This window comes from Actinomyces capricornis (assembly GCF_019974135.1).
Lineage (GTDB): Bacteria > Actinomycetota > Actinomycetes > Actinomycetales > Actinomycetaceae > Actinomyces > Actinomyces capricornis.
On record NZ_AP025017.1, the window covers coordinates 2,816,111 to 2,838,380 of the forward strand.

The following is a 22,270-nucleotide window of genomic DNA, read 5'->3' on the forward strand; positions in this document are numbered from 1 at the left end:
CCGCGGCGGTACGGGCTCAGGCCAGGCGCTCAGCAATCCGGGGCGCCACCTGCTGAACCTGCCAGGGCCGGGCCCCCAGCGCCTCCAGGCGCTCTCCGATGGCGGCAGCACTGACCGGCACCGCGCCCGCGGCCCCATTCACGCCCAGGTCCCATGCCAGGCGGCGCTGGGCCTCCGGGGCCAGGAGGAGCTCCTGGGGCACCCGGATGGCCTCGGCGCGCTCACGCACCGCGCTGCGCACCAGCTCCAGGGCCGAGGCCGCCTCGGCGTGGTGGCGCTGCCAGGAGCGCGGCTGCGGCAGGGACTGTGGTCCCTGGGGCGCACGCGCCGGGGGAAGATCCTCATCGGGCATCTGGATGGCCCGCTCAATGGCGCGCCACCACAACTCCTGGTGCTGGCGGGCCTGACGGGAGGAGAACTCCTTGAGGGCATTCATCTTGCGCCGGGAGGTGGGACGGGCCACCGCCGCAGCCACCAGCGCCTGATGGGGCAGCACCTTGGAGGGGGTGCGGTCCAGCTCGGCGGCCAGCTGCTCACGGGCCGTCCACAACTCGCGCAGGATCGCCAGGGACCTGGGGGAGCGCACCGCCCGGCCCGCCCGCGGGGTCTTGCGCCACGGGTCGATCTTGGCCGGCCGTGGCGGGCGGGTGCGTACGTACTCGAACTCCTGGGCCGCCCACGGCGCCTTACCGGCGTCCTCCAGCTCCTGGGCCAGCGCCGCCCGCAGCTCGATGAGGAGCTCGACGTCCAGGGCGGCGTAGATGAGCCACGAGCGCGGCAGCGGGCGGGTCGACCAGTCGGCGGCCGCATGGTCCTTGGCCAGACGCAGCCCCAGCGTCTCCTCGACAACCGCGCCCAGGCCCACATGGGCCCGGCCCAGCAGGCGGGCCGCCAACTCGGTGTCGAACAGGCGGGTCGGGTGCAGGCCCAGGTCCTTGAGGCAGGCCAGGTCCTGGTCGGCGGCATGCAGGATCCACTCCGGCTCGCGCAGAGCGAGCCCCAGCCCACTGAGGTCCCCGGTGCCCACCGGGTCGATCAGGAGGGTCCCCGCGCCCTGGCGACGCAGCTGGACGAGGTAGGCGTCCTGGCCGTAGCGGAAGCCCGAGGCGCGCTCCGCATCAACGGCCACCGGGCCCGACCCCCGCGAGAGCGCCGCGACTGCCGCGGCCAGGGCCTGGGGGGTATCGGTGACCTCGGGCAGCCCCTCGCGCGGGACGGTGTAATCGACGACCTGGTCGGCGGGAACAGGGTGGTCCGTCGTACCCGGCGTATCGGCGGGCACGGCGCCGCGGTGGCTCACCTGCGGACCCCGGCCAGGCTGAAGGGGCGCACCGGCGCCGGCTCATGGCCCGAGGCCATGAGGACCAGCTCGTACCAGGCGGTCAGGTGAGGGCCGAGATCGGCCGTGGTGGGGGACCAGGACGCCCTGATCTCAGCATGACCGCAGGCGTCGCTGATCTGCAGTCCGCCAAAGGTCTCCGACAGCACTCGAGTGACCGTGCCCACCAGGTCATGGTAGCCGGCACCGGCGTCGTCGAGGCAATCGGTGAGCCAGGACCAGGCCGCCGGCCCCAGGGCGGGATCGTCCTGGATCTCGTCGTCGAGCTGGGAGCGCACCATGGCTACCATGCGGAAGTCGGAGTTCCAGGCCTCCTGCCCGGATGGGTCGTGGAGGATGACGAGGCGCCCGGAGCCCACCGGGGTGCCGCCCGCATGCCGGACAGTCTCCGCTGTCAGCGCAGCGGTGTAGGGTGCCATGCGCGCAGGGCCGGGGACCTCCTCCAGCAGGAGACTGCGCGGGCGGGGCGTGGTGCGCACAGAGAGCAGCGCCTCCTTGAAGCGCTCGGGACTCTCCTGTGCCTCGTCATCTTGCGGCCTACGACTGCCTGTCACGGCATGAACGCTAGCGGGGCGCCGCCTGGGCCCAGCGGTGCCACGCCGCGCACGGATGATTGCAATCGGCAATCCGCCGCCGGCGCCACCCGGCGGCAGCGGCCCGCTAAGGGGGCGCGCCCGCGAGCACCCCTGTGAATCCGCCTGTGAACGCTCACCGCGAACCCCGTGCGCCCCGTGCGGCGTGATGACCCCAAGGGGGGTGATGCGTTGCGTTATCGTGATCAACCCGGTCGCCTTCCATGGCCAGCACGTGCTCCGCTCCTGCACAGCACAGGCGGAGCGCAGTGGTTCCTGGGCGGCGCCGGAGGGGATATCGGCGTCATCCGGGCGGTGCCCGGCAGTGACCCGGCACTCGCCCGCCCAGTCAGCCGCAGACTCAGCCAGGAGGTTGGTGTGGAGACATCCACCCGCGCACAGCAGGGCCGCGCTCGCCCGGAGGAGGGGCGTGCGCCCGGTCTGGTCCCGGTCCTCCTGGGCGGGGACATCGGCGTGTACGCCCTGGCCCGCTGCTTCCACGAGGCCTACCGCGTGCGCCCGGTGTGCATCGCCCCGCACCCCACCGAGGTCCTCACCCGCTCCAGCATCGTGCGCACCGTGGCCCTGGGGGAGCGCAGCGAGCCCCAGGACTATGTGGCGGCCGCCCTGGAGGAGGCCAGGCGCACCCCCGGGGCCCGCCGCATCCTCATGGCCAACACCGACTGGCACATCCGCCTCATCAACGACCACCGCGATGCCCTGGAGGAGCATTTCGCCCTCCCGGTGCCCGGCCCCCGGGCCACCGCCGCGGTCTGCGACAAGGCCGTCTTCGCCGACCTGTGCCACCGGCTGGGCGTCCACACCCCTGAGACCGTGATCCAGGACTTCGCCGCCGCCCAGGACCCCGACTGGCGGCCCGCCGAGGTGGACCACCTGGGCTATCCGCTCATCGCCAAGCCCGCCTCCTCCGCCCAGTACAACGACCTGCGCATGCCGGGCAAGAAGAAGGTCTTCGTCCTGCAGGACCCCGCCGAGGCCTCGGCCCTGTGGGAGCAGCTGCGCCAGGCTGGCTTCCGGGGCCGGTTCCTGGCCCAGGAGCTCATCGAGGGCGATGACACCGCCATGCGCTCCCTGACCCTCTACCTCGACTCGCGGGGCCGCGCCGCCCTGACCGGCTCGGCCCGCGTGCTCCTGGAGGACCACGCCCCCACCATGCTGGGCAACCCGGTGGCCATGATCACCGAGCCCTTCGCCGAGCTCATGGAGCCGGCCATCCGCCTCCTGACCCACCTGGGCTACACCGGCTTCGCCAACTGCGACATCAAGGTCGACCCGCGCACCGGGCGGGCCCTGTTCCTGGAGATCAACCCCCGCATCGGCCGGAACTGCTACTACATGGCCGCAGCCGGGCGCAACCCGATCATCCCGGCGGTGCGCGACCTGGTCCTGGGCCGTGAGCCGGCCCCGGAGAGCCTGGAGGAGGAGGTCCTCTACAGCCTCGTGCCCCACCGGCTGCTGCGCCGCTACCTCCTCGACCCGGCCCTGAGCCGGCGGGTCGGCGAGCTCATCGGTCAGGGCCGCACCGCCAACCCCCTGCGCTACCGCCAGGACCGCTCGCCGCGGCGCGCCCTGGTGGTGGCCGCGCAGGAGCTCAACCAGTACCGCAAGTTCGCCCGCTACTACCCCCGCCCCACCGACTCCTCCTTCTGATCCTTCCGACCGCCGACACCACCCACTGATGACCAGCGACGAGAGGCCCACCATGACCAGTACCCGACCCCCCGGCAGCGAGCGCGCGCGCATACGCGAGGTGGACTGGGAGACCTTCCGAGCCATCGCCGCCCGCGCCCATGCCAGCCTGCCGATCGAGCAGACCTCGGTGTGGGACTCCTTCGACATCACCGCCCAGGGCCGCGAGCCCTGGGGCAGAGTGGTCTACCGCGACCGCCAGGGTCGTGATCGGGCGCTGGTGTCCCTGGCGCGCATGAGTGTGCGGGGCTTTCCCTACCTGTGGGCCCGCCACGGCCCGGTGTGGCTGGGGGCCGAGCCCACCGCAGGTGAGGAGCAGGAGCTGCGCGAGCTGCTGACCCGCGGGGTGCGGCGGCGCGACCCGCGGGTGGTCTTCCTGCGCCTGCACGCCGCCACGCCGGGGCCGGACTGCCACGAGTTGCTCCAGACGATGACCTACGACCGCACCGTCATCATCGATCTCAACCATGACGATGACGAGGCCCTCCTGGCCTCCTTCAAATCCCGTGGCCGGCGCGATGTGCGCAAGGCGCTGCGCAACGAGGAGTTGAGCTTCCACGACGAGACCCTCCAGGCCGAGGACGTCTTCGGCGAGCTCTACGAGATCCTCACCGAGACCGGTGAGCGCGACGGCTTCAGGGCCGCGCCCGAGAGGACCTACCGCACCATGCTGCGCGCCCTGGGCCCCAGGCACGCCCGTCTCTTCGTGGCGCGGCGCCGCGGCGAGGAGGCGCTGGCCTGGTCCCTGGTGACGGTCTACGGCGAGCAGGCCGTGCGCTACTACGCCGGCTCCTCGGCGCAGGGACGCCGGATGCGGGCCACCGACGCCCTGCTGTACCAGGAGGCCTGCCGGCTGCGCGCCGAGGGCGTGCGCCACTACGACCTCATGGGCGTGGACTCCAAGCGCGTCCCCGAACTGGCCGGGGTCCGGGAGTTCAAGAGCAAGTTCGCGCCCCAGGGGCCGGTCGATGTCCCCGGGGCCTGGGATGTGCCCGTGCGCCCCCTGCTCTACACCGGTCTGGTCAAGGCCATGGGCCTCAAATGGGGCCTCAAGCGGGGACTGGGGGCCCAGGCGGACAGGATCACCGGCAAGGGCGAGTCCGCCGAGGACAAGGGCGGTGAGAGGATCTCGGCGTGAGGCCCCCGGGTCTCAGGATGATGAGGGCCCGGGGCGGGCGATGAGGCTGGCCCCGGGCCCCAGCTCCTCAGGACCCAGGAGCCCCGGCTCCCAGGACAGCAGCGGCTGGAGGCCGCCGGGCAGGGCGCGCGGGGAGCCGGAGAGGTTGACGGCCACCACGAGGTCCTCGTAGGCCACGGTGATGAGCCCCTCGGCCTCCTCGACCCGGGGCCAGGCCCGGCGCTGGGACCACTCCAGGCGGCGGCGCAGGGCGATGAGGCGGCGGTACCACTCCAGCAGGCGCGCATGCTCCGGCCGGGCGGGCTCCTGCCAGTCCAGGCGGGAGGCCTCCACCGTCGCCGGATCCTGAGGGTCGGGGATCTGCTCGGCCCGCCACCCGAAGTCCGCGAACTCCTGGATGCGCCCGGCGCTGACCGCCTCGGCCAGGGCCGGGTCGTCGTGGTCGGTGAAGAACTGGAAGGGGGTGCGCGTCCCCCACTCCTCGCCCATGAAGATCATGGGGGTGTAGGGGCTGAGCAGCACCAGGGCCGCCTGCGCCGCCAGCACGGCGTCGTCCAGGCCCTGGGAGGGGCGGTCGCCCGCCGCCCGGTTGCCCACCTGGTCGTGATTGGAGGCGAAGACGACGAAGCGTCGTGGGTCGGTCCCCTCGGGCACCGGCGCCCCCCAGGACCGCTCCCGGAAGCTCGACCAGCCGCCGTCGTGCAGGAAGGCCCGGCGGTAGGCCTTGAGCCAGGCGCCGGGCTCGGCGAAGTCGGCGTAGTAGCCCTGCGACTCCCCGGTCAGGCGCGCATGCAGGGCGTGGTGGACGTCGTCGGCCCACTGGGCGCTCATGCCCAGGGCCGGCACGCTGGTGGTCGAGCGCGTCGCGGTGGGGGAGATGACGGCGACGTCGTTGAGGTCGGACTCGGCCACCAGGCCCAGTGGCCGCCCGAGCCTCTCGGAGAGCTCGGCCACCGCGTCGGAGAGCTCGGCGAGCACGTGGCGCTCGGAGTCGTCGATGATGGCGTGGATGGCGTCCAGGCGCAGGGCGTCGAGGTGGAAGTCCTTCAGCCAGCGCAGGGCGGCATCGATGACATAGGCCCGCACCTGGGTCGAGCCCGCCTGGTCGAAGTTGACCGCCTCGCCCCAGGGCGTGTGGTGAGCTCCGGTGAAGTAGGGGCCGAAGACGCTGAGGTAGTTGCCCGAGGGCCCCAGGTGGTTGTAGACCACGTCGAGGCACACCCCGATCCCGGCCCGGTGGGCGGCGTTGACGAAGGCCGCCAGGGCCCGCGGCCCGCCGTAGCCCTCGTGCACCGCCCACAGGCTCACCCCGTCATAGCCCCAGCCGGCCCGGCCGGGGAAGGGCGCCAGCGGCATAAGCTCGATCATGTCCACCCCCAGGGCCGCCAGGTGGTCCAGATGCTCGGCGGCGGCCTCCAGCGTGCCGGCGGGGGTGAAGGTGCCCACGTGCAACTCGTAGAAGACGCTGCCCAGCGCCTCGCGCCCCGGCCAGGCGGCGTCGCTCCACAGCGTCTCATCCCAGGCGGCGGTATCCACCCGGCGCGAGGGGCCGTGCACGCCGTGGGGCTGGCTCGCACTGCGCGGATCGGGGCGGTCGGGGGAGCCGTCCACCCGGAAGGCGTAGTCGACGCCGTCGCCGACCTCCACCGGGGAGGACCACCAGCCGCCCTCGCCCCGCTCCATGGCCACCAGCTCACCGGTGGCCGGCAGGTGCAGCTCGACCCGTGAGGCCGTGGGCGCCCACACCGGTACGCGGGGGCCCGGGGCGGGTGCCGGGGAGAGGCGGGCGCTCATGATCGGCCTCCAGCCGCATCCGCGTCCTGCCCGGCCGTGCGCTGCGCTGCGGGGGCGCCGGGGTCCTCGTACTGGTCGATGCGGGCCAGCACGGCCACCGGCTCATCGCCGATGACCTCGGACAGCTGCTGGGATCCGCCCTGGCAGCAGGCGCCGGAGAGCACGTCCTGCCAGGCGCCCTCGGGCAGGACGACGGTCTCCTGGCGCCATCCGCCCAACTGCTCCAGGCGCCGGTGCAGGCGCCTGGCGATGACCACGACATCGGGCTGCCCGTCGAGCAGGCGGGCGTAGGCGAAGGCCAGGGAGGTGGTCACCGGGATGGCCCGGTAGCCCGAGCGCGGCCCGACGAAGGTGTCGGGGCGGGCGGCCCGCAGGCGCGCCAGGCGCGAGACGAGGAAGAGCTTGTCCTCATCCAGGCTCCGGGGGCTCTGCCCGGCGTCGAGCCGCTCCAGCGTGGGGACGAGGCCAGAGGCTCCGGTGTAGTCCACCGGGCGGCGGTTATCGGGGTCCACCAGGGAGGTGCGGGTGGTCTCACTGCCCTGGTAGACATCGGCCACCCCCAGCCAGGTCAGTCCCACCGCCTTGCTGGCCAGGATGGTCGAGCGCACCGCGCGGGCGGTCAGTGCCGCGAAGGCCCCCATCTCCCGGGCCACATCCTCATCGGTGAGCAGGTGGGCGGCGTAGTCGGTCAGGGCCCTCTCCCTGGCCTCATCCGGGGCGGTCCAGCTCGTCCAGGTCTTCTGCTCGCGCGAGGCCTTGATGAGGTAGGCGCTCAGGCGCTCGACATCCATGGGGTCAGCGGAGTCCGGTGCCCAGGTGCCCCACAGGGTCTGCCACAGCAGGTTCTCGCTGCGCCCATCCAGGTCCACCGGGCGGGCCTGGGCCGTGGCGGCGCGCAGGCGGTGGACCAGGTCCACCCACTCCTGGGAGTAGGAGGCCAGCACATCCAGGCGGGCCCGCACATCCTCCCCGCGCTTGGTGTCATGCGTGGTGGAGGCCACCATGGTGCTGGGCCAGACCTCCTGGGTGCGGCTGGCCCAGGCATGGGCCTCATCCGCGCTCATGTCGAAGCCCGCCGGGTTCCCCCCGACCTCGGTGAGGCTGGTCAGGTGGGTCCAGCGGTAGAAGGCGGTGTCCTCCACGCCCTTGGCCGTCACCGCCCCGCACACCTGCTGGAAGCGGATGACCGCCTCGGCGCGCTCGGGGGAGTCGGACAGGCCCTCGGAGCCCACGGGCTCGCCCAGCAGGATGGCCACCACCAGGTCCAGGGTCTGGCCCTGGTCGGCCTCCAGGCGGGCGCGGGCCCGCTCGGCGTCGTTGTGCAGGATCGCGGCCGTCTCGGGGCTCGGTGCCGTCCCGGGCACCACGTAGGCGCGGTACTGGTCGGCGGCCACCAGCAGCTCGATGACGCAGTCGCGCAGGTCGCGGAAGGTGTGGTCGCGCAACCGCACGTCCTGTGAGGTCAGGGAGGACAGGATGCGGGCCAGGCGGTCGACCTCGGAGGCCAGGGAGCCGGTGATGATCTCGCGCTTGGCGCTCTCCACCACATGCTCGTAGGAGGTCGGCGCCTCACCGGTGAGCTCCTGCATGAGGGCGCCCAGGTGCCCGGCGCCCGAGCCGTCGACCTGGAGCTGGTCGATGCGCCAGGCGGCGTCATAGCCTGTGGTTCCCGCCACATTCCAGGCGGGGGGCAGGGACTCGGCGGGCGCCAGGATCTTCTCCGCGGCGATCCACGCGCCCCCGGTGGCCGTGAAGAGCTGGTCGAGGTAGCCGCCGGGATCGGCCAGGCCATCGGGGTGGTCCACCCGCAGGGCGTCGATGACCCCCTGGTCCATGAGCTCCAGGAGCAGGGCGTGGGAGCCGGCGAAGACCTCCGGGTCCTCCACCCGGATGGCCGCCAGGGTGCCGACGTCGAAGAAGCGGCGGTAGTTGATCTCCTCGTCGCCCACCTTCCAGTAGGCCAGGCGGTAGTGCTGGCGCTGGACCAGCACGTGCATGGGCAGCTGCTCGGTGCCCTCGGCCACCGGGAAGGCCTGGTCGTAGTAGCGCAGCACCCACTGCTCGCCCTCCTCCTCCTGGCCCGGGACCACCGTCTGCTCCAGGACCAGCTCCTCATCGGCCAGGACCTGGCCGATGCGCGCCCCCAGCACCGGCATGAGGATGGGCTCATCGACCGAGACGTCGAACCAGGCGGCGAAGGGCGACTGGGCGCCCTCGCGCAGCACCGACCACAGGGGCAGGTTGTGCCAGGCGGGGGTGGGCACCGCCATATGGTTGGGGACGATATCCACCACCACGCCCATGCCCGCCTCGTGGGCGCTGCGGGCCAGCGCCTCCAGGCCCCGGCGCCCGCCCATGACCTCGCTGATGCGCCGGTGGTCCACGACGTCGTAGCCGTGGGTCGAGCCCGGCGCGGCGGTCAGGACGGGGGAGAGGTACAGGTCCGTGACCCCCAGGGCGGACAGGTAGGGGATGAGCGCCTGGGCGTCGGCGAAGGTCATCTGCTCGCCCAGCTGGAGGCGGTAGGTGGTCACCGGGGTGCGGCGCCCCTCCTGGGGCACGTGCCCCGACCAGGGCGCGTAGCCGGCGGCCTGCCCGCCGGGGCTCACCCCGGCACCGGTCTCGGCGGTCTCACGCCCCGGGGCCGCGGTCTGCGCGTGCTTCGTGTTGTCCATGTCCAGCTCCGTCGGTCTCGGCTCGGTCGGGTCGGTGGGTGGTGGCGCAGTGCCCGGCGCTCAGGCGCCCGCGCCCCGAGGGGCCACCGGCACGGGGCTCGTGCCCGTCTGCGCCGGGCCGGCGGGCACCTGCTCCGGGACTCTCGATTCCGGGGCGCTGATGAGGAAGAGCATCGAGCGGGCCTCGACCGTGACGCTCTCCCCGGCCCCGAGCAGCGGGTCGGAGTCGCCGTCGACCTCGGGGGCGGTATCCAGGGCGACCTCCCAGGCGGGGGAGTAGCCCCGGGTGGGCAGGGTGAACTCGATGTCCTCCGCGGAGGCGTTGATGAGCACCAGGAAGGAGCTGTCCACGATGCGCTGGCCGCGCGCGTCGGGCTCGGCGATGGCCTCGCCGTTGAGGAAGACCATCATGGAGCGGGCGTACCAGGTGCCCCAGTCCTGCTCGGTCATGGACTGGCCCGAGGGGGTGAGCCATTCGATCTCCCCCAGCTCGCTCTCGCCCCCGTGCCCGGCATCGCCGGAGAAGAAGCGGCGACGGCGCAGCACCGGGTGGTCCCGGCGCATCCATACCATGGTGCGGGTGAAGTCCAGCAGCTCCTGCTGCTGCTCGTTGAGGTCCCAGTGCACCCAGGACAGCTCGTTGTCCTGGCAGTAGACGTTGTTGTTGCCCTCCTGGGTGCGGCCCATCTCATCGCCGTGGCAGAGCATGGGCACGCCCTGGCTGAACAGGATGGTGGCCAGGAAGTTGCGGATCTGGCGCGCGCGCAGAGTGGTGACGGCCGGGTCGTCCGTGGGGCCCTCCACCCCGCAGTTCCAGGAGCGGTTGTTGGAGTCGCCGTCGGCCCCGCCCTCCTTGTTGGCTTCATTGTGCTTGGTGTTGTAGGACACCAGGTCCCGCATGGTGAAGCCGTCATGGGCGGTGACGAAGTTGACCGAGGCCACCGGGGTGCGCCCCGAGTGCTGGTAGAGGTCGGAGGAGCCGGTGATCCGGGAGGCGAACTCGCCCAGGGTCGAGGGCTCCCCGCGCCAGAAGTCGCGCACGGTGTCTCGGTACTTGCCGTTCCACTCGCTCCACAGCGCCGGGAAGCCGCCCACGTTGTAGCCGCCATCGCCCACGTCCCAGGGCTCGGCGATGAGCTTGACCTGGGAGAGCACCGGATCCTGGTGGATGATGTCGAAGAAGGCGCTGAGCTTGTCCACCTCATGGAACTGGCGGGCCAGGGTGGAGGCCAGGTCGAAGCGGAAGCCGTCCACATGCATCTCGGTGACCCAGTAGCGCAGGGAGTCCATGATCATCTGCAGCACGGCCGGGGAGCGCATGAGCAGGGAGTTGCCGGTGCCGGTGGTGTCGAAGTAGTGGGCCTGGTCGCCGTCGACCAGCCGGTAGTAGGAGGCGTTGTCGATGCCCCGGAAGGACAGGGTGGGTCCCATATGGTTGCCCTCGGCGGTGTGGTTGTAGACCACGTCCAGGATGACCTCGATGCCGGCCTCGTGGAGGGTCTTGACCATCGACTTGAACTCCTGGACCTGCTGGCCGTCGGTGCCGTGGGCCGCGTAGGCGTTGTGCGGGGCGAAGAACCCGATGGTGTTGTAGCCCCAGTAGTTCGACAGCCCCTTCTCCTGGAGGTGGGAGTCGTTGACGAACTGGTGGACGGGCATGAGCTCGATGGCGGTGATGCCCAGGGTCTTGAGGTGCTCGATGACCGCGGGCTGGGCCAGGCCCGCATAGGTCCCGCGCAGCTGCTCGGGAACCTTGGGGTGGAGCCGGGTCAGGCCCTTGACGTGGGCCTCGTAGATGATCGTCTCGTGGTACTCGTAGCCCGGCGGACGGTCATGCCCCCAGTCGAAGAAGGGGTTGATGACCACCGAGCGCATCGTGTGCCCCGCGGAGTCCTCCTCGTTGCGCTCCTGGGGGCTGAGGAACTGGTAGGAGTACAGGCTCTGGGAGGGCACGACCTCTCCCGACATCGCCTTGGCGTAGGGGTCCAGGAGCAGCTTGGAGGGGTCGCAGCGGTGCCCGCTGGCCGGGTCGTAGGGGCCGTGGACCCGGTAGCCGTACTTCTGCCCCGGCGCGATCCCGGGCAGGTAGGTGTGCCAGACATCGCCGTCGACCTCGGTCAGCGGGATGCGGTGCTCGGCGCCCTGGTCGTCGAAGAGGCACAGCTCCACTCCGGTGGCCGCGGCGGAGAACAGGGAGAAGTTGGTGCCCGCCCCGTCGTAGGTCGCGCCCAAGGGGTAGGGCTGGCCCGGCCAGATCTGTGGAGTCTGAAGTGTTGCCATGGCACAACCTTGCCACGTCCGGGCTGTTGGAGCAGTGCAGTGGGTGGGCGCTGAGGCGCGCAATCTGTTCGCCCAGAGCCCCTCCCGGGGGCGGCGCGCAGGTGGTGGGGCCGCCGGGTGGCGCCTATCGCCGTCGACGGCAGTGACCCACGTCATGAAGGAGGTGGGGGTGTTGGCTTTGCCCGCGCGCCGGCCCTCTGCTAACTTTCTTCCCGCACCTGATGAGGGTGCCACGCGGATGTGGCTCAGTTGGTAGAGCATCACCTTGCCAAGGTGAGGGTCGCGGGTTCGAGTCCCGTCATCCGCTCGGGCGATTGGCGCAGCGGGAGCGCGCTTCCCTGACACGGAAGAGGTCACTGGTTCGATCCCAGTATCGCCCACCAGGCCCGCACCGGCGGCGCCAGCACATGGGGATGAGGCCCGGGACTCGCAGTCCCGGGCTTTTCTGTGCCGGGTCCGTGCTGGACGTGGGCTGGGCTCTTGTGCCGTGACCGCCGAGTCTGCGGCGCTGAAGCCCTGCCGGCCTGCGGGAGGAGGAGGGCGCTGTGTCCTAGTTCCCCCTGGCGGAGGAGAGGCGGACAACTGCTCGTGCCCTAGGGTTATGGGTAGAACGCCTGCGTCCGCGGGCAGGGCGATCGCGCGCGCCGCCGCACAACGGCGCCGCAGACCGGCAGGATGGAGAACAGACAGGAATGGCAGCACGCTTCACGCACCTGCTCCCAGTGGTGCTCGGAGGGGATATCGGCGCCTACGCGCTGGCCCGCCAGCTCCACGAGGCCACCGGAGCGCGGGTGTCCCTGGTGGCCTCCGAGCCGATCGTCGCCATCTCCCGCTCCAGCTATATCGACGTTCTCGCCCTGCCCGCGGGCGCCGGTGACGATGAGACCATCGCCCTGCTGCGCAGGCTCGTGGCCGGCCGGGGCGAGCGCAGTGCCGTGCTCATGGCCAACACCGACGCCGCGGCGGCCCTCATCGCCTCGCGACGCGACGAGCTCGAGCCGACCTACGTCCTGCCCTTCCCCGACATCGAGGTTCTGGAGCGCGTGAGCGACAAGGCCTCCTTCTCCCGCCTGTGCGCCCAGGTGGAGGTCGGCACCCCCCGCGAGGTCGTCGTCGACCTGGCCGACCCGCAGTGCCAGCCCCCCACCCGGTCCGCCGAGCACGGGCTGGCCTTCCCCCTGGTGGCCAAGGCCGCCATCGGCTCGGACTACGACCGGGTCTCCTTCCCCGGCAAGCGCAAGATCTGGTTCATCGACGACGCCGAGGAGCTCGCCGGCATGTGGCAGGCCCTCCAGCGGGCCGGCTACCGCTCGCCCTTCCTGCTCCAGGAGCACATCCCCGGGGACGACACGGCCATGCGCTCGGTGACCGTCTACATGGACTCCACCGGGGCCATGCGGCTGGTGGCCTCCGCCCGAGTCCTCCTCCAGGACCACGCCCCCTGGCTCATCGGCAATCCGGTGGCCATGATTACCGAGCCCTTCCCCAGCCTGTGGCGGGCCACCGAGCGCCTGCTGGCCCACGCCGGCTACCGGGGCTTCGCCAACCTCGACATCAAGGTCGACCCCCGCGACGGGCGCGAGCTGTTCCTCGAGGTCAACCCGCGCATCGGCCGCAACTCCTTCTACCTGACCGCCGCGGGGGCCAACCCCATGACCATCATGCTCGAGGACCTCGTGGCCGACCAGCGGGGCCCGCGCACCGAGGTCACCCGCCAGGTGCTCTACTCCCTGGTGCCCCTGCGCCTGCTGTACCGCTACCTCAGGGATCCGGGCCTGCGCCACCGCGCCCGCGCCCTGGCATCGACCGCCGCCGACCCGCTGCGCGATCCCTCGGAGCGCTCCTTGCGACGACGGGTGACCATCGAGCTCCAGCGACTCAACCAGTACCGCAAGTTCGCCCGGTTCTACTCCGAGCCCTCCTCCCACTCCTCCACCCCCACCGACTGACAGGTCCTGTGATGTCACTCACCACGCCTCAGCCCTCCACCGGTACCGCCGCACCCCGGCCCGCCGCCACTGCCACTGCGGCTGCCACTGCGGCGCAGCCCGCACCCCGCCCCTCCGGGGCCCTGAGCACGCCGGGATTCAGCGAGACCCTGCGCCCCACCGATGCGCGCGGGATGCGCCTGGCCGTGGGCAACACGCCCGCCGCCGTGGAGCAGACCGACTGCTGGGAGCGCTTCGAGGAGGCCATGGGCCGCCCCCTGTGGGGCCGCTACCTCTACGAGGACGCGGGCAAGCCCGTGGCCGCCATCGCGCTGTACCGCTACGAGCTGGCAGGCCAGGCCTTCCTGTGGGCCAAGCACGGGCCGGTCTGGCTCAAGGAGCAGTCCCCCCAGCGCGAGGCCCACCTGCGCGAGCTGCTGCGCACCGAGGTCAGGCGCCGCGACCGCTCCATCCGCTTCATCCGCATGCACGCCCGCTACGGTGCCAAGGACCTGCACGAGCTCATCTCCACCATCACCTACGACCGCACCTTCGTCATCGACCTGACCCCCAAGAAGCCCGAGGCCATGGCCGCCGCCATGCCCAAGGACGGGCGCCGCGCCGTCAAGCGCGCCGAGAGGGTCGCCCGGGAGGCCGGCTGCACCATCAGCGACGAGACCGGCCTGAGCCGCCAGGACTTCGAGGAGGTCTACGAGGTCCTGCGCGAGACCGCCGAGCGCGACGGCTTCACCCCGCACGACTCCGAGGTCTACTGGACGATGCTGACCACCCTGGGCGCCGAGCACGCCCGGCTCTTCGTCCTGCGCAAGGACGGCCGGCCCCACGCCTGGGACCTCATCCTGACCTCCGGCAAGGACGCGGTGGCCTACTACGGGGCCTCCTCCAACGAGTCGCGCACCTTCCGGGGCGCCGAGGCCCTGGACTGGTGGGCCGCCTGCACCCTGGCCCAGGAGGGCTACCGCGGCCTGGACCTCATGGGGGCCGGCTCGACCCGCGTGCCCTCCCTGTACACGGTGGGCCAGTACAAGAAGCGCTACGCCCAGCACGTCACCGAGGTCGACGGCGCCTGGGACGTGCCCGTCTCCACGATGGCCTACCGCCTCATGGTCAGGGCCAAGCGCCTGCGCGACGCCCTGCGCTCGCGCCACCAGGAGGCCGTCGACTGAGCCGGGCCCCCGCAGGACGCCCAGGCCAGCCGAGGCCAGTAGACTCACCGCCACCGGGTGCACCAGTGCAGCGCCCGAACAGCACGACCGCCCAAGGAGACCATGTCCATGTCATCGCAGCCCACCTCCCAGATCACCGTTGACGGCGTCGAGCGGAGCATCGGGGCGGGCACCACGGGCACCGAGCTGTTCGAGTCCTCGCTCAAGGACGGCGTGGTGGCCATGCGCGTCAACGGCGAGCCCTGGGACCTGGATCGCCAGATCCCCGCCGGCGCCGTCGTCGAGCCCATCACCCTGGACTCCGAGGACGGGCTGGGCATCCTGCGCCACAGCGCCACCCACGTCATGGCCCAGGCCGTCCAGGAGATCTTCCCCGAGGTCGACCTGGGCATCGGCCCCTTCATCACCGACGGCTTCTACTACGACTTCGGGGGCATCGACGCCGTGACACCCGAGCTCATGCGCGAGATCGAGAAGCGCATGAAGCGCATCATCAAGGAGGGCCAGCGCTTCCGCCGCCGCGAGATCAGCGAGGCCGAGGCCGCCGGCGAGCTGGCCGACCAGCCCTACAAGCTCGAGCTCATCACCACCAAGGGGACCGGCGCCGAGGGCGCCTCGGTGGAGGTCGGCTCCGGGGGCCTGACCATGTACGACAACGTCCGGCGCGACGGAACCGTGGCCTGGACCGACCTGTGCCGCGGCCCCCACCTGCCCTCCACCCGCCACATCGGGCAGGGCTTCGCCCTGACCAAGTCCTCCTCGGCCTACTGGAAGGGAGACCAGTCCGGGGACTCCCTCCAGCGCATCTACGGCACCGCCTGGGCCTCCAAGGACGACCTCAAGGCCTACCAGGCCCGCATGGCCGAGGCCGCCCGGCGTGACCACCGCAGGCTGGGCGCCGAGCTCGACCTGTTCTCCTTCCCCGAGGAGCTGGGCGCGGGCCTGCCCGTCTTCCACCCCAAGGGCGGGGTCCTCAAGCGCGTCATGGAGGACTACGTGCGCGCCGCCCACATCGCCTCCGGCTTCCAGTACGTGGGCACCCCCCACATCTCCAAGGAGGAGCTCTTCCACATCTCCGGGCACCTGCCCTACTACGCCGACGGCATGTTCCCGCCCATGGACGACGAGGGCCAGGCCTACTACCTCAAGGCCATGAACTGCCCCATGCACAACCTCATCTTCGCCAGCCGCGGGCGCTCCTACCGCGAGCTGCCGCTGCGCTTCTTCGAGTTCGGCACCGTCTACCGCAACGAGAAGTCCGGGGTGCTCCAGGGCCTGACCCGCGTGCGCTCCATCACCCAGGACGACTCCCACTCCTACTGCATGCCCGAGCAGGCGCCCGACGAGGTGCGCCACCTGCTGCGCTTCGTGCTCACCCTCCTGGCGGACTTCGGCATGGACGACTTCTACCTGGAGGTCTCCACCCGCGACGAGGACGGGGCCAAGCGCGAGAAGTTCATCGGCTCGGACCAGCAGTGGGCCGAGGCCACCGCCATCCTGGAGCGGATCGCCGCCGAATGCGCCGCTGAGAACGGGCTGACCGTGGTGCCCGACCCCGGCGGCGCCGCCTTCTACGGCCCCAAGATCTCGGTGCAGGCCAAGGACGCCATCGGCCGCACCTGGCAGATGTCCACCATCCAGTACGACTTCAACCAGCCCCACCGCTTCGGCCTGGAGTACACCGCCCCCGACGGCTCCCACCGCGAGCCGGTGATGATCCACTCCGCCAAGTTCGGGGCCCTGGAGCGCTTCATCGGGGTGCTCACCGAGCACTACGCGGGGGCCTTCCCCGCCTGGCTGGCCCCAGAGCAGGTCCGGCTCATCCCCGTGGCGCAGGCCTTCGACGACTACGTCGACGACGTCGCCGCGAGGCTGCGCGCCCAGGGCGTGCGCGTGGAGGTCGACCACTCCGACGACCGCTTCGGCAAGAAGATCCGCAACGCCGCCAAGGACAAGGTCCCCTTCACCCTCATCGCCGGTGGGCAGGACGCCGAGGCCGGCGCCGTCTCCTTCCGCCTGCGCGGCGGCGAGCAGGTCAATGGCGTGCCCGTGGACCAGGCCATCGCCCACATCACCACCGTCATCTCCGAGCGCATCAACGACCCGGAGGGGGAGAGGCTCAGCCGTGAGTGAGGAGCGGGCCATGGGCCAGGGGACTGAGGCGGCGGGGCGGCCCGGCCCCCCGGCGGAGGAGCCCTTCTACCACGAGGGGGCGCCCTCGCCCTTCCAGCGCCTGTGGACCCCCCACCGCATGGCCTACATCGGCGGCCAGGACAAGCCCACCGATGACTCGGTCTCCCAGTGCCCCTTCTGCCGGCTCCCGGGGCGCGGGGACGAGGAGGCGCTCGTCGTCCACCGGGGCCGGGCCTGCTACGTGCTGATGAACCTCTACCCCTACAACACCGGGCACCTCCTGGTGTGCCCCTACCGGCACGTCTCGGACTGGACCCGGGCCACCGCCCAGGAGCGCATCGAGATCGGGGAGCTGACCGCCCGCGCCATGGAGGTCGTGCGCCATGTGGCCCACCCCCACGGCTTCAACCTGGGGATGAACCAGGGGGAGGTCGGTGGCGCCGGCATCGCCGCCCACCTCCACCAGCACATCGTTCCCAGGTGGATGGGGGATGCTAACTTCATGCCCATCATCGGCCGGACCAAGCCTGTGCCCCAGCTCCTGGGCGAGCAGCGCGACATGCTGGCCGCCGCCTGGGAGGCGGCCCCCACCGGCTGCCGGGACGAGGCGTGAGCCGCCCGGCCCCGCGGCCATCGACGCCATCACTGATGAGGACAAGATGCTCGGCACCCACGGACGAGGCCTGACCACCACCGTGCTCACCCCCCTGGCCCTGGCCCTGGCCAGGACCGGCGTGAAGCCCAACACCCTGACGGTGTGCGGCACCGTCCTGAGCGTGGGTGTGGCCGTGGCCTTCCTGCCCCGCGGCAGCTTCGTGGCCGGCCCCCTCCTGCTGGTCGCGGTACTGGCCGCCGACTCCTTCGACGGCGTCCTGGCGCGAGCCACCGGCACCTCCTCGCAGTTCGGGGCCTTCCTGGACTCCACCATGGACCGCCTGGCCGACGGCGCCGTCTTCGCCTCCCTGGCCGCCTGGGCCGCGCTGCGCCTGGAGGCGGGCGCCCTGCGCACCGCGACTGTGGTGGTCTCTCTGGCCGTCATCGTGCTGGCCGCCGCGGTGCCCTACGCCCGGGCCCGCGCGGAGGCCGTGGGAGCCACCGCCTCGATGGGCATCGCTGAGCGCACCGACCGGCTCCTGGTGGCCCTGGGGGCCTGCCTGGCCGTCGGGCTGGGGGCGCCCCCGTGGGTGCTGACCCTGGGCCTGGGCTGGGTGGCCCTGGCCTCCTTGATCACCGTCATCCAGCGCGTGAGCGCCGTGGCCCGGCAGATGGGCGGGGCCCCGGGGGAGGAGCATCCGTGAGCCCGATCCCTGTCGAGACGCTCTACCGCCTGGCCTGGCGCGGCGTGCGGCACCTGCCCCCGTCCCTGGGCTACGCCCTCTTCCACGCCGGCGCCGACGTGGCCTGGGCGCTGCACCGACTGCGGTCCGGGGTCGGCCGGGCCGGGGGAGTGGGCCAGCTCGAGCGCAACCTGGCCCGCCTCCTGCCCGAGGGCGGCTCCCGGCGCACCCTGAGCCGGGCGAGCCGGGCGGGAATGCGCTCCTACATGCGCTACTTCTATGAGGCCTTCGCCCTGCCCGGCATCAGTGGGGAGCAGCTCCGGGCGCGGGTCCGTCAGGACCTCGACCCCCGGATCCGCCAGGATCTCCAGTGCTCCAGCGTCGTGCTGGCCCTGCCCCATATGGGCAACTGGGACCTGGCCGGGGCCTGGGCCTGCCGGGAGCTCGCCCCGGTGCTGACAGTGGCCGAGCGCCTGGAGCCCCCCGACCTGTTCGAGCAGTTCACCGCCTTCCGCCAGGGCCTGGGGATGAGGATCCTGGGCCAGGCCCGCGGCGAGAAGGTCTTCGAGCCCCTCGTGGCCGCCGCCCAGGAGGGCCGCTACGCCATCGCCCTGCTGGCCGACCGCGACCTGTCCTCCAGCGGGGTGCGCACCGGCATCGCCGGGCACCCCGCCTATGTGGCCGCCGGTCCCGCCGCCATCGCCCAGCGGCTCGACCTGCCCCTGTACGTCGCCGCCATCCACTACGAGCGGCTCACCGGCCAGCGCCGACGCCGGGCCGGGGGCGCCTGGGGACTGGTGCTCACCGTGCGCCGGGTCCCGGTGCCGTGGGCCGCGGGCGGCTCCTGCCAGGAGCCGCCCGCGGCCCAGGACAGGCGCGAGCAGGTCGTGCAGGCCACCCGCGCCTGGGTGGCGGCCCTGGAACCGCTCCTCATCGACCACGCCGTGGACTGGCACATGCTCCAGCCCGTCTTCGAGGCCGACCTCGACCCCGAGCGCCTGGCCCGCGGGCGCGCCCGCGAGGCCGGCGGGACGGCGACCCCGGCCCCCGCGCAGAGCGCCGGGATGACCCAGGAGGCCCCATGAGGATCGGAATCGTCTGCCCCTACTCCTTCGACGCCCACGGCGGCGTCCAGGTGCATGTGATGGACCTGGCCGCCGAGCTGCGCAGGCGCGGGCACGAGGTGCGGGTCCTGGCCCCGGCGGGCCAGGACACCGAGCTGCCCGACTGGGTCACCAGCGCCGGGGACTCCATCGCCATCCCCTACAACGGCTCCATCGCGCGTCTCAACTTCGGGGCGGTTGTGGCCCGGCGCGCCCGGCGGTGGCTGGAGGAGGGCGACTTCGACCTGCTCCACATCCACGAGCCCATCACCCCCAGCGTCGGCGTCCTGGCCCTGCAGGCCGCCAGCGGCCCCATCGTGGGCACCTTCCACGCCGCCATGGATCGCTCCCTGGCCAGGGAGCTGCTCTCCCTGGCCGCGGTCCCGCTCATGGAGAAGCTCTCCGGGCGCATCGCCGTCTCCGAGGAGGCCAGGCGCACCCTCATCCAGTACCACGGCGGCGACGCCGTGGTCATCCCCAACGGCGTGAGCACCGGGCCCTTCCTGTCCGCGCCCAAGGACGACCCGCGCTTCCAGGGCACGGCCCAGGCCCCCACCGTCTCCTTCCTGGGGCGCCTGGACGAGCCCCGCAAGGGACTGCAGGTGCTGGCCGCCGCGATCCCCGCCGTCCTGGAGGCGCTGCCGGGCGCACGCTTCCTCATCGCCGGGCGCGGCCAGGCCCAGGAGACCCGCGCCGCCCTGGCGCACCTGGGGGACTCCGTGGTCTTCCTGGGGGGCGTCAGCGACGAGGACAAGGCCGCCATGCTGGCCTCGGCCACCTGCTACGTCGCCCCCCAGACCGGCGGGGAGTCCTTCGGCATCGTCCTGGTCGAGGCCATGGCCGCCGGCACCCGCGTCATCGCCTCGGACATCACGGCCTTCTCCGACGTCCTGGGGCAGGGGGCCTACGGCGCCCTGTTCCGCAACGAGGACAGCGCCGACCTGGCCCGCGTCATCATCGAGACCCTCACCGACGATGAGGGGGCCCGTGCCCGCTGCCGGGCAGCCTCGGCGAGGGTGGGCCGCTACGACTGGTCGGCCGTGACCGACGAGATCCTCGACGTCTACGACATGGCGCTGTCGGCCAGCCACACCCGCGTGACCCTGGCCCCCGGGACCAGGACCATGGTGGCCCGCCTGCGCGACGCCTGGGAGGACGGATGATGCCTGTGACGCCCGAGATCCTGGGCACCTGGAGCGGCGCCGTCGTGCTCCTCATCGCCCTGCTGGTGTGCGGCTGGGCGCTGTACGCCCGGGCCGTGCGCGTGGACCGCCTCCACCGCCAGGTCCTGGGGGCCCGCGCCACCCTGGAGGCCCAGCTCCTGCACCGGGCCCAGGCGGCCGCCGAGCTGGCCGACTGCGGCGCCCTGGACCCGGCCTCGGCCCTCCTGCTGAGCCGGGCCGCCCACGACGCCCTGGAGGCCGAGGGCCCCATCGTCTCCGACGGACTGGACCCCGCCCCCCGGCTCGACGCGCCCCGGCCCGGCATGCGCGAGCGCAGTGTCGTGGAGTCCGACCTCAGCCGGGTCCTGCGCACCGTCCTGGATGAGCCCACCCGTGCCGCCCTGGCCGGCCCCGGGGCCGCCTCGGCCCTGGCGCGCCTGGACCGGGCCAGTTACCGCCTGGTGCTGGCGCGGCGCTTCCACAACACGCATGTCAGCCAGGCCCGTGCCCTGCGCGCCAAGGCCACGGTCAGGCTGTTCCACCTGGCCGGGCACGCCCCCATGCCGGCGACCTTCGAGGCTGACGACGAGACCCGTCCCTTCCCCGAGTCCCCGCGGCTCCCGGAGGACGGAGCATCAGGAGACCCACAGCGATGAGCACACCGACCCCCGGCCAGGGCCCCTGGGCGCCGCGCCCCGGATATCAGCGGGCCAGGCTGCCCCAGCTGTCCACCACGGCCTCGGGGGCCCCGCACAGTGCGGCGGCCCCGCCCCAGGGCCTGGGGCCCTACCCCCCGATGAGCCCCTCCGGTCCCCCGCCGTGGAGCGCCTCGGGTACCGGGAGCTCAGGAGGATGGCGCCGGATCGTCAGCACCATCCTGGCGGTGCTGTGCGCCCTGGGCCTGGTGGTCGTCCTGGTGGTGGTCTCCGCCTCGGCCTCGGACATGTCCCAGGTGGCCCTGGCCACCCTGCTGGCCCTCATCCCCCTGGGCATCGTGCTGCTGGTCGTGTTCTGGATCGACCGGTGGGAGCGCGAGCCCTGGGGCATGATGCTCCTGGCCTTCCTGTGGGGGGCGGGCTTCTCCACCGTCATCTCCCTGGTGGTCAACACCACCACCACCGTTCTGGTGGCCGAGTCCAGCTATGACCTGGAGGGGGCGATGCTCGTCTCCGCCGTGGTCTCGGCGCCCATCATCGAGGAGCTCACCAAGGGCCTGGGCGTCCTGGTGGTCTTCCTCATCTGGCGGCGCACCTTCAACGGCGCGGTCGACGGCATCGTCTACGCCGCGGTGGTGGCCGGGGGCTTCGCCTTCGCGGAGAACATCCTGTACTTCGTGAGGTACTACGACCTCATCGTGGAGGTCTTCATCCTGCGGGGCGTCTTCTCGCCCTTCACCCATGTGATCTTCACCGCCTTCACCGGGGCCGCCATCGGGTTCTCGGCCCGACGGCGATCCCGGGCCGCCTGGCTGTGGTGCACCCCCATCGGCCTGGTGTGCGCCATCGTCCTGCACGCCTTCTGGAACGGTGTCATCGCCGCCGCCCCCCAGTACTACTTCCTTGTGGGGATCCCCTTCTTCATCTCCTGCGTCGGCATGATCATCTGGCTGCGCTGGGCGGAGCGCATGAACATGCGCAGGCGCCTGGCCGACTACTCCCGGGCCGGCTGGTTCTCCCCCGGGGAGGTCGCCATGCTCACCACCGGGGCGGGGCGCGCCCAGGGGCGGCGCTGGGCCACCGCCCGCGGCCCGGCGGCCGCCAGGGCCATGGCCGACTTCCAGAAGGGCGCCGCCGCGCTGGCCCAGCTGCGCCAGCAGGCGGTGGACGGACACGCCGGAGGCGACTTCGCCGCCGAGGAGCGCCGGGCCCTGGAGAGCATCACCCACTCCCGCAGGGTCTTCCTGGGACAGGCCTGAGCGCCCAGCGTGTAGCATCGGCACGGCCCGCCGGCCCCCAGGGCCCTCTTCCACAG

Annotated in this window: 16 protein-coding genes and 2 tRNA genes; 13 read left to right on the top strand and 5 right to left on the bottom strand. The window is 72.2% G+C overall.

Annotated features, from left to right (window positions below):
• Positions 1-16: 16 nt before the first annotated feature.
• Positions 17-1,300 (bottom strand): HRDC domain-containing protein, encoded by a 1,284-nt coding sequence (locus tag MANAM107_RS11540; protein WP_223908599.1) that lies wholly within the window; start codon positions 1,298-1,300, stop codon positions 17-19.
• On the bottom strand, positions 1,297-1,893 hold the full coding sequence (locus MANAM107_RS11545) for a DUF3000 domain-containing protein (protein WP_223908603.1): 597 nt from the start codon (positions 1,891-1,893) through the stop codon (positions 1,297-1,299). Before MANAM107_RS11545 ends, MANAM107_RS11540 begins: the two co-directional genes overlap by 4 nt.
• Before the next feature lie 396 nt (positions 1,894-2,289).
• On the opposite strand from MANAM107_RS11545, the gene MANAM107_RS11550 reads away from it, so the two are divergent.
• Together MANAM107_RS11550 and MANAM107_RS11555 are read left to right on the top strand one after the other, a co-directional pair.
• The gene (locus tag MANAM107_RS11550) at positions 2,290-3,582 is read left to right on the top strand and encodes a carboxylate--amine ligase (protein ID WP_223908606.1); all 1,293 of its coding nucleotides are present in this window, start codon (positions 2,290-2,292) and stop codon (positions 3,580-3,582) included.
• A gap of 28 nt (positions 3,583-3,610) precedes the next feature.
• On the top strand, positions 3,611-4,759 hold the full coding sequence (locus MANAM107_RS11555) for a lipid II:glycine glycyltransferase FemX (RefSeq protein WP_223908609.1): 1,149 nt from the start codon (positions 3,611-3,613) through the stop codon (positions 4,757-4,759).
• 12 nt (positions 4,760-4,771) lie between these two features.
• Here MANAM107_RS11555 and treZ read toward each other — a convergent pair whose 3' ends face one another.
• From treZ to glgX, 3 genes are read right to left on the bottom strand one after another with little or no spacing between them, the layout of a single operon-like run.
• On the bottom strand, positions 4,772-6,553 hold the full coding sequence (gene treZ, locus MANAM107_RS11560) for a malto-oligosyltrehalose trehalohydrolase (protein ID WP_223908617.1): 1,782 nt from the start codon (positions 6,551-6,553) through the stop codon (positions 4,772-4,774).
• The gene (gene treY / locus MANAM107_RS11565) at positions 6,550-9,228 is read right to left on the bottom strand and encodes a malto-oligosyltrehalose synthase (RefSeq protein WP_223908620.1); all 2,679 of its coding nucleotides are present in this window, start codon (positions 9,226-9,228) and stop codon (positions 6,550-6,552) included. The genes treZ and treY overlap by 4 nt, the downstream gene beginning before the upstream one ends.
• A 60-nt stretch (positions 9,229-9,288) precedes the next feature.
• Complete coding sequence (gene glgX, locus MANAM107_RS11570) at positions 9,289-11,508, bottom strand: glycogen debranching protein GlgX (RefSeq protein WP_223908636.1); 2,220 nt, start codon at positions 11,506-11,508, stop codon at positions 9,289-9,291.
• A gap of 234 nt (positions 11,509-11,742) precedes the next feature.
• Between glgX and MANAM107_RS11575 the strand changes: the two genes are divergently transcribed.
• The 11 genes from MANAM107_RS11575 (at position 11,743) to MANAM107_RS11625 (ending at position 22,214) form a co-directional block, all read left to right on the top strand.
• Positions 11,743-11,815: transfer RNA gene (locus tag MANAM107_RS11575), tRNA-Gly, on the top strand.
• A 1-nt stretch (position 11,816) separates the two neighbouring features.
• Positions 11,817-11,891 (top strand) — tRNA-Val (locus tag MANAM107_RS11580).
• Positions 11,892-12,200: 309 nt separating this feature from the next.
• Positions 12,201-13,457 (top strand): carboxylate--amine ligase, encoded by a 1,257-nt coding sequence (locus MANAM107_RS11585; protein ID WP_223908638.1) that lies wholly within the window; start codon positions 12,201-12,203, stop codon positions 13,455-13,457.
• An 11-nt stretch (positions 13,458-13,468) separates the two neighbouring features.
• Positions 13,469-14,623, top strand: coding sequence for a lipid II:glycine glycyltransferase FemX (locus MANAM107_RS11590; RefSeq protein ID WP_223908641.1), 1,155 nt, complete (start codon positions 13,469-13,471; stop codon positions 14,621-14,623).
• Positions 14,624-14,731: 108 nt separating this feature from the next.
• On the top strand, positions 14,732-16,756 hold the full coding sequence (thrS, locus tag MANAM107_RS11595; RefSeq protein WP_223908648.1) for a threonine--tRNA ligase: 2,025 nt from the start codon (positions 14,732-14,734) through the stop codon (positions 16,754-16,756).
• 10 nt (positions 16,757-16,766) lie between these two features.
• Positions 16,767-17,369: an HIT family protein gene (locus tag MANAM107_RS11600; protein WP_223908651.1), complete on the top strand. Its 603-nt coding sequence runs from the start codon at positions 16,767-16,769 to the stop codon at positions 17,367-17,369.
• 46 nt (positions 17,370-17,415) lie between these two features.
• Positions 17,416-18,054: a phosphatidylinositol phosphate synthase gene (gene pgsA, locus MANAM107_RS11605; RefSeq protein ID WP_179899354.1), complete on the top strand. Its 639-nt coding sequence runs from the start codon at positions 17,416-17,418 to the stop codon at positions 18,052-18,054.
• Positions 18,051-19,118, top strand: coding sequence for a phosphatidylinositol mannoside acyltransferase (locus MANAM107_RS11610; RefSeq protein ID WP_223908653.1), 1,068 nt, complete (start codon positions 18,051-18,053; stop codon positions 19,116-19,118). Before pgsA ends, MANAM107_RS11610 begins: the two co-directional genes overlap by 4 nt.
• A complete protein-coding gene (locus MANAM107_RS11615) occupies positions 19,115-20,299 on the top strand; it encodes a glycosyltransferase family 4 protein (RefSeq protein WP_223908656.1) in 1,185 nt (394 codons plus the stop codon). Before MANAM107_RS11610 ends, MANAM107_RS11615 begins: the two co-directional genes overlap by 4 nt.
• Entirely contained in the window at positions 20,299-20,955 is a 657-nt protein-coding gene (locus MANAM107_RS11620; RefSeq protein WP_223908659.1) for a hypothetical protein, read from the top strand. The genes MANAM107_RS11615 and MANAM107_RS11620 overlap by 1 nt, the downstream gene beginning before the upstream one ends.
• A complete protein-coding gene (locus tag MANAM107_RS11625; RefSeq protein ID WP_223908663.1) occupies positions 20,952-22,214 on the top strand; it encodes a PrsW family intramembrane metalloprotease in 1,263 nt (420 codons plus the stop codon). The genes MANAM107_RS11620 and MANAM107_RS11625 overlap by 4 nt, the downstream gene beginning before the upstream one ends.
• Positions 22,215-22,270: the final 56 nt, after the last annotated feature.

Excerpts from the sequence above, each read along its gene's own strand:
- MANAM107_RS11625 (WP_223908663.1), top strand. The coding sequence starts at position 20,952 with ATGAGCACACCGACCCCCGGCCAGGGCCCCTGGGCGCCGCGCCCCGGA.
- pgsA (WP_179899354.1), top strand. The coding sequence starts at position 17,416 with ATGCTCGGCACCCACGGACGAGGCCTGACCACCACCGTGCTCACCCCC.
- MANAM107_RS11620 (WP_223908659.1), top strand. The coding sequence starts at position 20,299 with ATGCCTGTGACGCCCGAGATCCTGGGCACCTGGAGCGGCGCCGTCGTG.
- thrS (WP_223908648.1), top strand. The coding sequence starts at position 14,732 with ATGTCATCGCAGCCCACCTCCCAGATCACCGTTGACGGCGTCGAGCGG.
- treZ (WP_223908617.1), bottom strand. The coding sequence starts at position 6,553 with ATGAGCGCCCGCCTCTCCCCGGCACCCGCCCCGGGCCCCCGCGTACCG.
- treY (WP_223908620.1), bottom strand. The coding sequence starts at position 9,228 with ATGGACAACACGAAGCACGCGCAGACCGCGGCCCCGGGGCGTGAGACC.
- MANAM107_RS11600 (WP_223908651.1), top strand. The coding sequence starts at position 16,767 with ATGGGCCAGGGGACTGAGGCGGCGGGGCGGCCCGGCCCCCCGGCGGAG.
- MANAM107_RS11555 (WP_223908609.1), top strand. The coding sequence starts at position 3,611 with ATGACCAGCGACGAGAGGCCCACCATGACCAGTACCCGACCCCCCGGC.
- MANAM107_RS11615 (WP_223908656.1), top strand. The coding sequence starts at position 19,115 with ATGAGGATCGGAATCGTCTGCCCCTACTCCTTCGACGCCCACGGCGGC.
- MANAM107_RS11590 (WP_223908641.1), top strand. The coding sequence starts at position 13,469 with ATGTCACTCACCACGCCTCAGCCCTCCACCGGTACCGCCGCACCCCGG.
- MANAM107_RS11585 (WP_223908638.1), top strand. The coding sequence starts at position 12,201 with ATGGCAGCACGCTTCACGCACCTGCTCCCAGTGGTGCTCGGAGGGGAT.
- glgX (WP_223908636.1), bottom strand. The coding sequence starts at position 11,508 with ATGGCAACACTTCAGACTCCACAGATCTGGCCGGGCCAGCCCTACCCC.